General features: G+C 58.3%; 10 protein-coding genes and 1 pseudogene. 5 read left to right on the plus strand and 6 right to left on the minus strand.

The genetic code is table 11. The features are described from left to right. Positions 1-91 precede the first annotated feature (91 nt). The gene (mdeB, locus tag LAB08_RS11500) at positions 92-2,791 is read left to right on the plus strand and encodes an alpha-ketoglutarate dehydrogenase (RefSeq protein WP_096512089.1); all 2,700 of its coding nucleotides are present in this window, start codon (positions 92-94) and stop codon (positions 2,789-2,791) included. 17 nt (positions 2,792-2,808) lie between these two features. Here mdeB and LAB08_RS11505 read toward each other — a convergent pair whose 3' ends face one another. From LAB08_RS11505 to LAB08_RS11520, 4 genes are all read right to left on the minus strand, one after another. Beyond that, positions 2,809-3,555 (minus strand): hypothetical protein, encoded by a 747-nt coding sequence (locus LAB08_RS11505; RefSeq protein WP_096512088.1) that lies wholly within the window; start codon positions 3,553-3,555, stop codon positions 2,809-2,811. Positions 3,556-3,861: 306 nt separating this feature from the next. Further along, positions 3,862-4,752, minus strand: a complete 891-nt coding sequence (locus LAB08_RS11510; protein ID WP_096512087.1) for a DUF2950 domain-containing protein — start codon at positions 4,750-4,752, stop codon at positions 3,862-3,864. 26 nt (positions 4,753-4,778) lie between these two features. Then, the gene (locus tag LAB08_RS11515; protein WP_096512086.1) at positions 4,779-6,317 is read right to left on the minus strand and encodes a DUF3300 domain-containing protein; all 1,539 of its coding nucleotides are present in this window, start codon (positions 6,315-6,317) and stop codon (positions 4,779-4,781) included. Between the two features lie 186 nt (positions 6,318-6,503). Then, positions 6,504-7,079, minus strand: a complete 576-nt coding sequence (locus LAB08_RS11520; protein WP_096512085.1) for a hypothetical protein — start codon at positions 7,077-7,079, stop codon at positions 6,504-6,506. A 276-nt stretch (positions 7,080-7,355) separates the two neighbouring features. On the opposite strand from LAB08_RS11520, the gene LAB08_RS11525 reads away from it, so the two are divergent. Both LAB08_RS11525 and LAB08_RS30325 read left to right on the plus strand, forming a co-directional pair. Further along, entirely contained in the window at positions 7,356-7,646 is a 291-nt protein-coding gene (locus LAB08_RS11525) for a hypothetical protein (RefSeq protein ID WP_096512084.1), read from the plus strand. A 248-nt stretch (positions 7,647-7,894) separates the two neighbouring features. Further along, positions 7,895-8,308 (plus strand): annotated as a pseudogene (locus LAB08_RS30325) (NUDIX hydrolase); the annotation flags it as partial. Here LAB08_RS30325 and LAB08_RS30330 read toward each other — a convergent pair. Further along, complete coding sequence (locus LAB08_RS30330; RefSeq protein ID WP_254007520.1) at positions 8,297-8,626, minus strand: DUF2834 domain-containing protein; 330 nt, start codon at positions 8,624-8,626, stop codon at positions 8,297-8,299. The pseudogene LAB08_RS30325 and the gene LAB08_RS30330 sit on opposite strands and share 12 nt — an antisense overlap. A gap of 108 nt (positions 8,627-8,734) precedes the next feature. Between LAB08_RS30330 and LAB08_RS11535 the strand changes: the two genes are divergently transcribed. After that, positions 8,735-9,550 carry a helix-turn-helix domain-containing protein gene (locus LAB08_RS11535; RefSeq protein WP_096512082.1) on the plus strand — a complete coding sequence of 272 codons (816 nt, stop codon included), beginning with the start codon at positions 8,735-8,737 and terminating at the stop codon, positions 9,548-9,550. Positions 9,551-9,684: 134 nt separating this feature from the next. On the opposite strand, the gene LAB08_RS11540 is transcribed toward LAB08_RS11535, so the two are convergent. Further along, positions 9,685-10,332, minus strand: coding sequence for a TetR/AcrR family transcriptional regulator (locus LAB08_RS11540; protein ID WP_096512081.1), 648 nt, complete (start codon positions 10,330-10,332; stop codon positions 9,685-9,687). 125 nt (positions 10,333-10,457) lie between these two features. Here LAB08_RS11540 and LAB08_RS11545 point away from each other — a divergent pair, with 125 nt between their 5' ends. Beyond that, on the plus strand, positions 10,458-12,494 hold the full coding sequence (locus LAB08_RS11545) for an NADH:flavin oxidoreductase (protein ID WP_096512080.1): 2,037 nt from the start codon (positions 10,458-10,460) through the stop codon (positions 12,492-12,494). Positions 12,495-12,582 lie beyond the last annotated feature (88 nt).

The raw sequence follows: 12,582 nt of genomic DNA on the forward strand, positions 1-12,582 counted from the left end.
GCCAGTCATGTGCTGCAATTTAGCGAAAGTCGACCATATTGACTGAAGCATCATGGTTTCGAGCGTCGCCCGACACTTGCAGGAGTTGCCCATGAACCCGCCCGACAGCCCTGCCCAATTACCGGGCCAGGCAGCAGAAGATCTCCAGGAAATCGCCGAATGGCGTGATGCCTTGCGCTCGGTCATCGCCCATGGCGGCACAGCCCAGGCGAAAAAGATCCTCGACATGCTGGTGGCGGTGGCAAGCGAGTCGGACATCGGTTGGCGGCCCAGTCATGGCACGCCTTACATCAACACCATCAGTGTCGAGCATCAGCCGGTGTTTCCGGGGGATCTGGCCATCGAAGAGCGCCTGGCGTCGATCATGCGCTGGAACGCGTTGGCGATGGTTGCCAGGGCCAACCACGCCTATGGTGAATTGGGCGGGCACATCGCCAGTTATGCCAGCGCCGCCGACCTGTTCGAAGTGGGTTTCAACCATTTCTTCAAGGCCCGCACCGAAAGCAGCGGGGGCGATCTGGTGTTCTATCAGCCGCACTCGGCGCCGGGCGTCTATGCCCGGGCCTTTCTCGAGGGACGCCTCGACGAGCAGGATTTGCAGCACTATCGGCAGGAAATCGGCGCAAAGACCCAGGGTGCACGGGGCTTGTCGAGTTACCCGCACCCCTGGTTGATGCCGGACTTCTGGCAGTTCCCGACCGGGTCCATGGGCATCGGTCCGATCAGTTCGATCTACCAGGCGCGTTTCATGCGTTATCTGCACCACCGGGGCCTGCAAGACACCACGGGCCGGACCGTTTGGGGCGTGTTTGGCGACGGTGAAATGGATGAGCCGGAGAGTATGTCGGCGCTGACCCTGGCCGCACGGGAGGGGTTGGACAATCTGGTGTGGGTGGTCAATTGCAACCTGCAGCGGCTGGACGGGCCGGTGCGCGGCAATGGTCGCATCATCGACGAGCTGGAGGCACTGTTCGGCGGGGCCGGCTGGAACGTGATCAAACTGGTCTGGGGGTCCGATTGGGACGGGTTGTTTGCACGGGATACCGATGGCGCGCTGGTGCGGGCGCTGTCCAGCACCGTCGATGGTCAGTTCCAGACGTTCGCAGCCAAGGACGGGCGCTTCAATCGCGAGCAATTCTTCGGTCAGAACGAAGCATTGGCGCACTTGGCCCAGGACCTGACCGACGAGCAGATCGACCGCCTCAAGCGCGGTGGACACGACGTGGTGAAGATCTATGCCGCTTACCGCAGCGCACTGCTCGAAGACCGCAAACCCACGGTCATTCTGGCGCAGACCAAGAAGGGGTTCGGCATGGGTGATGCCGGGCAGGGCCGGATGACCGTGCACCAGCAGAAGAAGCTCGACAGGGAGGCACTGATCGCGTTTCGCAACCGTTTCAATCTGCCGTTGACCGATGAGCAGGCCGCCGCGTTGAGCTTTTTCAAACCCGACGAAGACAGCGCCGAAATGCGCTATCTGCATGAGCGTCGCCGGGCGTTGGGCGGGTACATGCCCGCGCGATCCTCCGCCTGCGAGCCATTGGCCGTCCCTGGCATCGACAGCTACGGTGCCTTTGCCATCGCCGCCGCCGACAAGGAAATGTCCACCACCATGGCCTTCGTCCGGATGCTCGGCGGATTGCTGCGGGACAAGCAACTGGGGCCGCGCATCGTGCCGATCGTGGCCGATGAAGCGCGTACGTTCGGCATGGCCAGCCTGTTCAAGCAGATCGGCATCTACTCCAGCGTCGGCCAGCGATATGAACCGGAAGACATCGGTTCGATCCTGAGCTATCGGGAAGCCCTGGACGGGCAGATTCTGGAAGAGGGCATCAGCGAGGCCGGGGCAATCAGTTCCTGGGTGGCAGCCGCGACCAGTTACTCGGTGCATGGCCTGCCGATGTTGCCGTTCTACATCTACTACTCGATGTTCGGCTTCCAGCGCGTCGGCGACCTGATCTGGGCGGCGGCCGATCAACGGGCCCGGGGCTTCCTGCTTGGGGCCACCGCAGGGCGCACGACGCTGGGGGGCGAAGGCCTGCAACACCAGGACGGCAACAGCCACCTGATGGCGTCGACGGTCCCCAACTGCCGCGCCTACGACCCGGCATTCGCCGGCGAATTCGCAGTGATTCTGGACCATGGCATGCGCCAGATGCTGGAGCGTCAGGTGGACGAGTTTTACTACGTCACCTTGATGAACGAGAACTACCCGCAGCCCGACCTCCCTGAAGGTGTCGAACAGGCGATCATCAAAGGCATGTACCTGTACGCCCGACAGGAAGCAGAAGGTGCCCGTGGCCGCGTGCAGTTGCTGGGCTCCGGGGCCATCCTGCGCGAAGCCATCGCCGCCGCCGAGTTACTGGCCCGCGACTGGAACATCGATAGCCTGGTGTGGAGCGTCACCAGTTTCACCGAACTGGCCCGCGATGCCCGTGATGTCGAGCGCTGGAATCGCCTTCATCCAGAACAACCGGCGCACCAGAGTCACGTTCAACAATCACTCAACGACACCGCGCCGATCATTGCCTGCACCGACTACGTTCGCGCCTTGCCTCAGTTGATCGCCAGTTATCTGAATGCCCGTTACACGGTACTCGGCACCGACGGCTTCGGACGCAGCGATACCCGCCACCGGCTGCGCACGTTTTTCGAGGTGGACCGTCATCAGATCGTGTTGAGCGCGTTGACGGCGCTGGTGCACGAGGGACTGCTCGATGCCGGTGTCTGCTCCGAGGCGATTGCCAGATACGGCATCGATGTCGAGGGGGTGGCGCCTTGGCAGGCGTGAAGGCTGGCTTCAAGCCGTTAAAAGACGAAACCCAGTTTTACGCCATATTCATCCCTGGTTTGTTTGTCCAGGTCGGTGACTGCAAATTGACCTTCCAGGTCATATTTGAAGCGGTTGTAGTACAGGGAGGCGATCAACGGAATTGATCCTTGCCGGTTAAACAGGACACTCAACTCGACAAAAGGATTACTGCTATCTTTCACATCCAGGTTTTCGCTATTGACGCCATGGAGTTTCAGTTGTGAGTCACCGTTTATAAACTTTCGAATGCCCGCTTCAAGGCGCAGGGTTGAAGTGCTGAATTGATGATTGTAGCCAATCGCGGCTTTAGCGAAAGGCGTGCGACTGGTCAGATCAATGTCGTACTTGTTAGAGTCCGGGTGGAATCGATTCCATTTGTACCCTGCGCCCAGCAAGATATCTATAAAGTTGCGGGTATCCAAAGCCATTCTCCAGCCAAGATCCAGGTCGGCCTGGGCATCCTTTACTTTCTGATTCTGCTTTTCCGAGTACTGCCCACTGAATTCTGCCTGGTAAACAAGCCCGCTCTGTGCCGTTATCTTGTTGCCAACGTTAAGAAAAAGCCCTCCTTCCGGCATGTGCTCGGTGTTCGTGCTTTTGTGTCCCTTGAATTCAAGCACGCTGTAGCTTCCCAGCAAGCCAAATGCGAAAACCGGTTCCGTTGGAGAAGCAGCGTAGGAAAGTGTGGGCAGGGTTCCTGCGATAAGCGTGGTGACAACAGCAGCAAGATTGGTTCTTTTCATAAGAACTCCATCAGTGCACTACTGGTCTGGAGTAGACCGATTACTTACAACCATAGTCGCTTTTTTGCGTTGGACTAGTTAACGAAAGTATTAGTTGTTAAGGCGGGTTCTCTCGAGCCGGGAAGGGCGATGAAAGTTAGATTAAGTAGGTTGTCGCAGGAGAGCTACAATCAATGGTCTCTAATAAAAGTTCGGAAGCGATACCCCCGGAGTCGATAAAAAGCCAAGCCGTGGAAACGGCAACGCCCTGAATACTCAGGGCGTTGTATAGGCGCTAAGTTTGTTTGTCGCCAAGCCAGATAAATATTACTCTTTTTGATCGACGGTCACTTCTTTCCAACTGTCATCCGGATCGAAACGCTTCATCGACTTCGCCACTTTGTCACCCTTGGGTCCCAAGTCTTTCTCGAATACCTGTCCTTCGTGACTGATCATGAAACTCATCACGCCGGTGTCATCGTATTTTGCCGGCCAGGCAATCAGTGCAAAGCCGCGGCTCATCTTGTCGCCGATGAGGTAGCTGTAAGCGCCACCGGGTGCCGACGGGCCTTGTCCCTCAAGGATGCGGAAGTGATAACCGTGCCAGTCTTCACCGACTTTAGCTGTGCCGAACAGGGGACCCAATGGGCTGATCTGGCCGCTATCATCGTCTGCCCAATACAGCCCGTCGTGCATGCCGGGTGTGCTGAAGATTTTCTGCGCATATTCGAGTGCGCCGTCACCGTCACGATCCACGGAGGCGTAATCCATCTGGGCGTCGTGATAGGTCAGCACCGATTGCACTGCGGCGAGTTCGTTGCTGCCAATTCGACGCGCACGGATTTCGGCGCTACCGGCCTTGATGTCGAAGCGCCAACCATTTTTGGCCTTGATCATGGGGATCGGCAATGTCCAGTGATCACTGCCGACCGCCAGCACTGCCTTGCGCTCGCTGGGTTTTTCGATGTCATGTTGCTCGTGGTACAGCTTCAAAAACGCATCCACGTCACTGCGTTGTACGCCGCCTCGCGGTATGTAAATGCGCCAGTCTTCACCCAACAGCTCTGTCAGGCGTGCCTGGTCGGCGTGTTCCGTACCCAGTGCTTCGACGAACGCTTGCGCGGCTTTTTCCGGCGTTGGAAATGCCTGCTGCGCCATGGCAATGCATGACCACGCCAGGCCGAAAGCGATTGCCAGAACACGAGGGAGCAAGTCCATGGGTACCTTCACTCGAAGATGGATGTTCAACGCCGGCCCCCCCCTCGTTGTCGCATGGGTGGGCTGGACGGCCTGCTGATCTGACGACCGGCAGATCGCTCGGCACTCGGGCGCAGGGCGGATGCCTGGCTGGAGCGACCACGGGCAGCTTGCAGGTTGGTCTGCGACGGTGACCGCGCGCCGGCGAATGCGTTATTGCGGGCACTGCCGGGACTGGCGGCCGGTCGTTTTTGCGTAGCCTGGCGCGCCTGCGGGCTTTCCTGTCGACGCTGATTGGTCTGAGCGGTCTGTCTCCCGGGCTGCTGATTGTCCCGAATGTTCCGGTTTGTGCCTTGGCTCCTGTCAGATGCCCTTGGTCTGTCCGCACCGGCTGTGCCCTGGCCCCTGTCAGCCGTCCTGGGTCTGTCCGCACCGGCTTGCATCCGATTACCGACCGAGGCATCGGACTGCGCTTTGCGCGCTTGATCCCGGGCCTGGCGATTGCTGGTGGCAGGTCGTTCGATACCGGCCCTGTCCATGGAACTACGGGCGTTTTCTCGAGCCTGGGCTCGTTGGGCATTGTCCCCTCGAAAAGCTTCACGCTGATTGGCACCGTTCAGTTGACGGCCGTACTGTTCCCGGCTCCTGTTGTCGCGATAAGGCACGCCATCGCGATGCACTGCGTTGTGCTGCCACTTGTTCTGGTTATTGGTGATCTGGTTGTTGCGATTGATGTTGTTGTAACGATTGACGTCGATGTCGACGTCGTTATTACCCCAGTCACAATCACCCCATAACGAGGCGACGATAGCCACACCGGTCCCAAACGCCAGCCCGGCCACCAATGCCGAACCGGGGTAGTAAGCGGGCGGCGGTGGATAGTACACGGGCGGCGACGCAGGATAGGGCCAGGTGCCGTAGGTGGTTGTCGGGTTGTAAGTGGGTACGTACACAACCTGTGGATCGGCGGGCTGAATGATGATGGTGGAACTGCTGCTGGCAGGCGCAGGGGCGGGAGCAGGGGCCGAAGAAGTTGTTGGCGCAGGTGCCGGTGGCGCCACCGCCTGAACCGTCACATTCTGATATTGGTTGCTCTGGAGGTTGCCGGCGGCTTGCGCCTGGCGGCGCAAACGTTGCACACCCCCCATGACATCGTCCGGTTGCGCCAGGAAGGCATCGCCCAGGCGCTGTACCCAGACGGGATCCTGTCCCAGCGTTGCCAGGACCTGTGGGAAGGCAACCAGCGCCTGTACGCTCGGATCCCAGGTCTGGTTCGCCACTTGTTTGACCGCGTCATCGCCCTTGGCGTCCGGATGGGCCTTGGACCAGGTGACCGCCTCGGCGATTTCCCCCGGGTACGTGGAAGCCATCAGGACCTGTGCCAGCAGTGGGTCCGGGTAAAGTGCAATGGGAGCCAGCATTTGATCCAGCTGTTCCTGGGTAAATACGGCATCTTTGGCCGCTGCCGTCACGGGCGCTGTAGCGGCAGCGTTTGCGGGAGCGGGTGCGTCCACTGGCTGCGCCAGGCATGTAGATCCACTTAGAAACAGTACAGCTGACACCGCGTAAAATAATGAAATACGCATTGCGCCTTACCCCTATGTGGTCAGGCAGGCATGGATTGACCGGATCAACGTCAGGCACTGAAAGCAGGCAACCTCGTTGCCACTCACTAATGGTAGCAACATATTTTGTTGCCATGGATCCAGATCCTATTTTCCATCATTGGCCCTGAACGGAGCCCGGCAGCCCGCGATGCCCAGCCGATGTGACTAGCGTGAAGTTTTGACATGCATGACTTCGGTGTAGATGGCGTTGATCGTCTGACCCACCTGGAGCTTCTTCATCCGGACCTGGAGCTTGGGGTCCTCGACCTTCAGGACGGTCTCTTTACCTTCTGGAGGAAGCAAGGTCACCTCATGCCGTTTCAAATCAATGTGGGTGATCTTCGAAGTGACCTTGACCTGACGAACCGCCTCACCTCCCGGATTAGGATTGTCCTTAGTGGCCCGGATGGTCATGGATTCGTTGCTGACGCCCGGCGCGCCGTCGACATCGGTGTCGAGCACGTAGGCAACTGAGCGAATAACGTGAATATCGACCGTATCGCCGACTTTCAAATTGTGCAGGGCTTTGGCTTTGTCCGTGAGCTGGATGGGCACCGGGCTTTTGTCGGGGCCTTCTACCGTGACCTGATAGTTCGCCGGATCGACGGCCACTACCCGCGTAACAATGTGGCCTTCCATGGAATGGCTACCCAACGGCACATCGGCTGCACGGGCAAAACCGGCGGTGGAGATGATCGAGGCAAGGGCAACCACGCAGGTAAGGGAGCGGATCGGTTTCATCGGCCTGTATTTCCATGTGATGGCTGACAGATCAGCGCGATGGATCTTGGGTCAGAGCACGTTGCACCCCAAGCATAGTCATTGATCGCTGATGTGTCCGGGGCGTTTGAAGTGGCCCGGGCAGGGTGCTTGCGGCTTCAACCGGTGGTCGTTGCCTTTGGCTTGTCACCGGCGCGTGGCTAAGCTTAATAAATCGAGGCGAATTGAAACTTGGGTGGTACCGGTCATCAACGGATCTGGATCGGCATCAAGACGGTGCTCCCAAAGGAGACGAAAATGTATGCGGTCATAAGAACCTACCTGGGTGCAGGCGCGAGGCAGCTGTTCGCGCTGCTGGAAGAGCGCAACACGGACGTCGAAGCGACCCTGCGGACAGTGCCAGGTCTCGTCAGCTACACACTGTTGAATACGGGTGATGGCGGCACGTCGGTGACTGTTTGCACGGACAAGGCCGGCAGCGATGCGAGCTTGAAAGTCGCACGTGAATGGATTCAGAAAAATGCATCGCATATCCACGCGGAGCCGCCGATCGTAACGGAAGGCCCGGTGGTTGTGCAGATCAAATAGTGCGTCCTTGCGATTGATCTCACGACACTATCGCTGTCGCGGGTTTTGTGTGTTTGCTTCGCAGAGATCTGATCGTCCGCGAACCATCGGATTGTGTTTGATTGCGGTCGAAACGAGCGACGGGGCGGGGGCCTTTTCTGCCTGTCTCGGGAGGCAGTAATCGACCTGAAGCGGGCATCTGGATATCTGGCCGCGCGTAAGGGATAAGGCCGTAAGATGTGTGCTTCATTGCCGATAAGGAAGTCGCCATGTCACCGAACAAGGCTTGCCCCGTCATCCTCTCCAGTATTCCTGGCACACACATCCTTCTGTTCCGCCATCCAATAGCAGGCGTACAACTGGTCAAAGGGACAATCGAGACAGGTGAAACGCCAGCTCAGACCGCTCTGCGTGAATTAAGCGAAGAATCAGGCATAAAAGCCGCCTCGGTTGTCAGCGATATGGGCTGCTGGGACGCTGTGCATCTGGACCAGATATGGTCATTTCAACTGTGTTGCACTCAGGCGTTTTTGCCGGAGCAATGGACTCATCACACGCTCGATGACCATGGTCACACCTTCAGCTTTTTTTGGGCTCCGCTCGATGATTTGCCGTTTGCCGACTGTCATCCGGTCTTCCGTCGAGCCTTACGGCACCTGACTGCCACGCTTTCAGCGCAAGGGTATGTATTGCCCGCGCGGCCCCGCAACCCCCTTGACCACGATGTACAGGAGTGGGCCTATGGAAACGAAAATGAGCGTAAGCAACAGGTACGGCAATGCACCAAGCCACGAACCGCCTCTCGACCTGGTGTCGTTAATCATCCAGAGGCAAGCGAGCGCCGCCATCAGATAGAGATCGATGACTACTTGCGTGGTGTCAGGCCGGGACATTAACTCCAAACCAAAGGCAAAAAGCGACTGTTCTGCCATCAGCAACGTCCAGCCGGTATAGAGCGAAAAAATCAATAACACGGGTAGTGCAACGTAGACGCCTTTCATGTCCTTCTCCTTGGTGGGTTACGTCTACACAGTAGTGATAGTGTTGCTCGTCTCACAATGACCTGAGAGGTCATAGACACTCTTCACATGGACAGTCAGAGTTGAATAATGGGCCAGCACTCCTTTCATCCTACGTATTCAGTCGCCAGTAATGCCGCTGGCGAGCACCTACGACGCCTCCGTCAGCAAGCGGGGCTCAGCCAGCTAAGTCTTTCCCTGTTGGCAGGCATATCCCAACGTCACCTCAGCTGCGTCGAGACGGGTCGTGCCAAGGCCAGCCCTGGCACATTACATGCGCTATTAACAGCCCTCGATGTACCTCTCGAGCATTGCAACGCAGTCTTCATTGCGGCTGGCTATGCGCCGCGCTACGTTGCGTCTGCGCTGGACGCTCCGGCATTGGAGGTTGTCCACGTCGCGATCGATCACATTCTGCAAGCCAACAATCCTGCACCAGCCATTGTCATTAACAGCAGCTGGGACATCACCGCAGCCAACGCCAGCGCGGGATTGCTATTCGAAATGGCCGGTGTTTCAGTGGCTGGTGAGTCAGGTCTCAACCTGCTGGATACCCTGTTGCGTCCCGGCGGCTTGGGTGATTGTCTGGCGAATGCGCAAGAGATACGGGCTATTGCTTGGCAACGCGCCGCAAGGGAATCCGCCAGCAATCCCGATTTGGCTCGCCTCCTGGAAGACCTGGCAGGGCCGAAAGAAATACCACTGCACGTCCCACCGTCACCCTTGATACTGACTCGAGTGCGCACCGAAAACGGGGAACTTCGCTTTCTATCCACATTTACAACTTTCGGAATGCCGCTCGATATCACGGTAGCGTCATTGCGCATCGAACATCTTGTCCCCGCCGATGCTCATACCTGGCAAAGGATGAAAGCAGCTTATGACCAGTGGTTGGCGGCTAGATGAGCGAATCGCCCTGGCGTCCTTCCAGGACTGCCTCATGCAGCCAATTCAGTCAGGTATCGGGAAGGCCGAGACAGGCTCGGAAACAAGGTGGACCACGCGCATTTTCAAAAAAACTGACTTGTGAGTCGATGTTTCTAGACGTTCAAATCGGCACCGCTAAAACCGTTGCGCTGATAAAAGCGCTCCAGCTCACGGGCTTCCGGCTCCCTGCCGGTGAAAATCTTCAGGTACTCGGGGATGTAGCGCATGCGCTGGGCCAGGGGCTCCCGGGTTTTCATGCTGATGTAGCCGATTTGCGTGAGGTAGATCGAACGGGCGCGGGTAATCGCAGCATCGTGTTCAAAGCCGAAACGGTCGAACATCTGCCGCAATGCCTCGACGCGCTGCGCGTCAGCCTCGCTGATTTCCTGCGCCACTTCCGGTGATTGCAGCGCCCAACTGCGCATGGCGAACTCGAACTGCGAGTCGAACAATTCGCTGTTCAACCAGCAGTCGAAGACGTTGAGAATCGCCTCGGTGATGGACTCGGCATAGGCCTGGGATTTGGTCACCAGGTTGAAGGTGTTCTTGTTTTTCCATTGCTCGATCAAGGCTACGAGCAAGGCATCGCGGTCTTCGAAAAACCAGTAGAAGCTGGTGCGCGACAAATTCAGTTTTTTCGCCAGCGGCATCACTCGCACGGCATCGACGCCTGACTCAGTCAGACTTTCGTAGGCCGCATTAAGCCAGCCTTCCAGTGAGCCTCGGCCTGCCGGTTCCGCCGTTGAGGTGGTTGCTTTCATGGGCATTTCTTCCCTGTTTGAATTTGCTTTTCGTGGTCAACTGTACACCAGTGTCAAGAGTATTGACACTGGTGTACAGAGGGGCATATTGTCGGCGTGCCTGATGACCTGTTTGCGAGACCGATATGAAAAACGATCCGCTACTTCAGCCTTATCGCCTCAAGCATTTGACCCTGCGCAACCGCATCATAACCACCTCCCACGAACCGGCTTACCCGGAAGACGGGATGCCGAAAAAGCTCTACCGGGCCTACCACGTTGAACGTGCCAAAGCCGGTGTAGCCATGACCATGACCGCAGGCTCCGCCGCGATCTCCCGTGACAGCCCGCCCGTGTTCAACAACATTCTGGCCTACAAGGACGAAGTGGTCGGCTGGATGAAAGACCTGACCGACGAGTGCCACGAACATGGTGCGGCGGTGATGATCCAGCTCACTCACCTGGGCCGGCGTACCCGCTGGGACAAAGGCGACTGGCTACCGGTGGTGTCGCCCTCGCACAATCAAGAACCCGCACACCGCGCCTTCCCCAAGCAGCTCGAACAATGGGACATCGACCGCATCATTCGCGACTACGCCGATGCCGCCGAACGCATGAAAGCCGCCGGCCTGGACGGCATCGAGTTGCAAGCCTACGGCCACTTGATGGACCAGTTCTGGTCGCCACTGACCAACGAACTGGAAGGGCCATACGGCGGCTCGCTGCAAAACCGCCTGCGCTTTACCTTCGATGTGCTCACGGCCATTCGCAAACGCGTGGGCTCGGAATTTATCGTCGGCATTCGCTACACCGGGGACGAAGTCCTCGCCGGCGGCCTGCAGAAAGAGGAGGGCTTGCAGATCTCCCAACTGTTGAAAGACAGTGGCATGATCGACTTCCTTAATGTGATTCGCGGCAACATCGCCACCGACGCCGGGCTGACCGACATCATCCCGATCCAGGGCATGCGCAATGCCCCGCACCTGGACTTTGCCGGCGAAATCAAGGCGCTGACCGGCTTCCCGACCTTCCATGCAGCGAAAATTCCCGACGTGGCCACGGCGCGGCATGCCATTGCCTCGGGGTTGGTGGACATGGTCGGCATGACCCGCGCGCACATGACCGACCCGCACATCGTGCGCAAGATCATCGAAGGCCGTGAAGACGATATCCGCCCTTGCGTGGGCGCCAACTATTGCCTGGACCGCATTTACAACGCTGGCGCTGCCTACTGCATCCACAACGCCGCGACCGGGCGTGAAACCACCATGCCTCATGAAATACCCAAGGCTGCGCAGAAGCGCAAAGTGGTGATTGTCGGCGCCGGCCCTGGTGGCCTGGAAGCGGCACGGGTGGCAGGAGAGCGCGGCCACGAGGTGGTGGTGTATGAGCTGGCGGACAAACCCGGCGGACAGATTCGCCTGACCGCGCAGTCCGAGCGGCGCAAAGAAATGATCAGCATCATCGATTGGCGCATGGCGCAATGCGAGCGCCTTGGCGTGACGTTTCACTTCAACACCTGGGCAGACGCCGCGATTGTTCTCGATGAAAATGCCGACGTGGTGATCGTGGCGACCGGGGGCATGCCGCACACCGAAGTGCTGGAACACGGCAATCAGTTCCTGGTTTCAAGCTGGGACATTATTTCCGGCGACGTGAAGCCTGGGCGCAATGTGCTGGTGTACGACGATGCGGGCGACCACGCCGGCCTGCAAGCCGCCGAATTCATCGCCCGCAGTGGCGCCAAGACTGAAATCATGACCCCCGACCGCTCGTTCGCGCCGGAAGTCATGGGCATGAACCTGGTTCCCTACATGCGCTCGTTGCAGCAACTGGACACCACCTTCACCGTCACCTACCGGCTCAAGGTTGTGGAGAAACAAGGCGACCAATTGCTGGCTACGATCGGCACCGATTACAGCGACCTGACTAAAACACGCCTGGTGGATCAGGTGGTGGTCAACCACGGCACCCGTCCGCTGGACGAGCTGTATTTCGAACTCAAACCCTTGGCCAGCAACGAAGGCGCCGTGGAGTACATGGACCTGATTGTCGGCAAGCCGCAAACCGTTGCGAGCAACCCCGAAGGGCGCTTCCAGTTGTTCCGCATTGGTGATGCCGTGGCGTCGCGCAATACCCATGCGGCCATCTACGATGCCCTGCGGCTGGTCAAGGACCTCTAGCTGCCGTGTGTCGCCCACAACAATAAAGACAGCCGTCGCCTGATTTAGAAGCCTTTAGTTACTGCCCCGACAGTTGGTCTGATTGAAT

This window comes from Pseudomonas izuensis (genome assembly GCF_002356535.2).
In the GTDB taxonomy this organism is placed as follows: Bacteria; Pseudomonadota; Gammaproteobacteria; order Pseudomonadales; family Pseudomonadaceae; genus Aquipseudomonas; species Aquipseudomonas izuensis.

What these genes read in the sequence shown, in the direction of transcription:
- mdeB (WP_096512089.1), top strand. Translation starts at nt 92, where the DNA reads ATGAACCCGCCCGACAGCCCTGCCCAATTACCGGGCCAGGCAGCAGAA.
- LAB08_RS11505 (WP_096512088.1), bottom strand. Translation starts at nt 3,555, where the DNA reads ATGAAAAGAACCAATCTTGCTGCTGTTGTCACCACGCTTATCGCAGGA.
- LAB08_RS11510 (WP_096512087.1), bottom strand. Translation starts at nt 4,752, where the DNA reads ATGGACTTGCTCCCTCGTGTTCTGGCAATCGCTTTCGGCCTGGCGTGG.
- LAB08_RS11515 (WP_096512086.1), bottom strand. Translation starts at nt 6,317, where the DNA reads ATGCGTATTTCATTATTTTACGCGGTGTCAGCTGTACTGTTTCTAAGT.
- LAB08_RS11520 (WP_096512085.1), bottom strand. Translation starts at nt 7,079, where the DNA reads ATGAAACCGATCCGCTCCCTTACCTGCGTGGTTGCCCTTGCCTCGATC.
- LAB08_RS11525 (WP_096512084.1), top strand. Translation starts at nt 7,356, where the DNA reads ATGTATGCGGTCATAAGAACCTACCTGGGTGCAGGCGCGAGGCAGCTG.
- LAB08_RS30330 (WP_254007520.1), bottom strand. Translation starts at nt 8,626, where the DNA reads ATGAAAGGCGTCTACGTTGCACTACCCGTGTTATTGATTTTTTCGCTC.
- LAB08_RS11535 (WP_096512082.1), top strand. Translation starts at nt 8,735, where the DNA reads ATGGGCCAGCACTCCTTTCATCCTACGTATTCAGTCGCCAGTAATGCC.
- LAB08_RS11540 (WP_096512081.1), bottom strand. Translation starts at nt 10,332, where the DNA reads ATGAAAGCAACCACCTCAACGGCGGAACCGGCAGGCCGAGGCTCACTG.
- LAB08_RS11545 (WP_096512080.1), top strand. Translation starts at nt 10,458, where the DNA reads ATGAAAAACGATCCGCTACTTCAGCCTTATCGCCTCAAGCATTTGACC.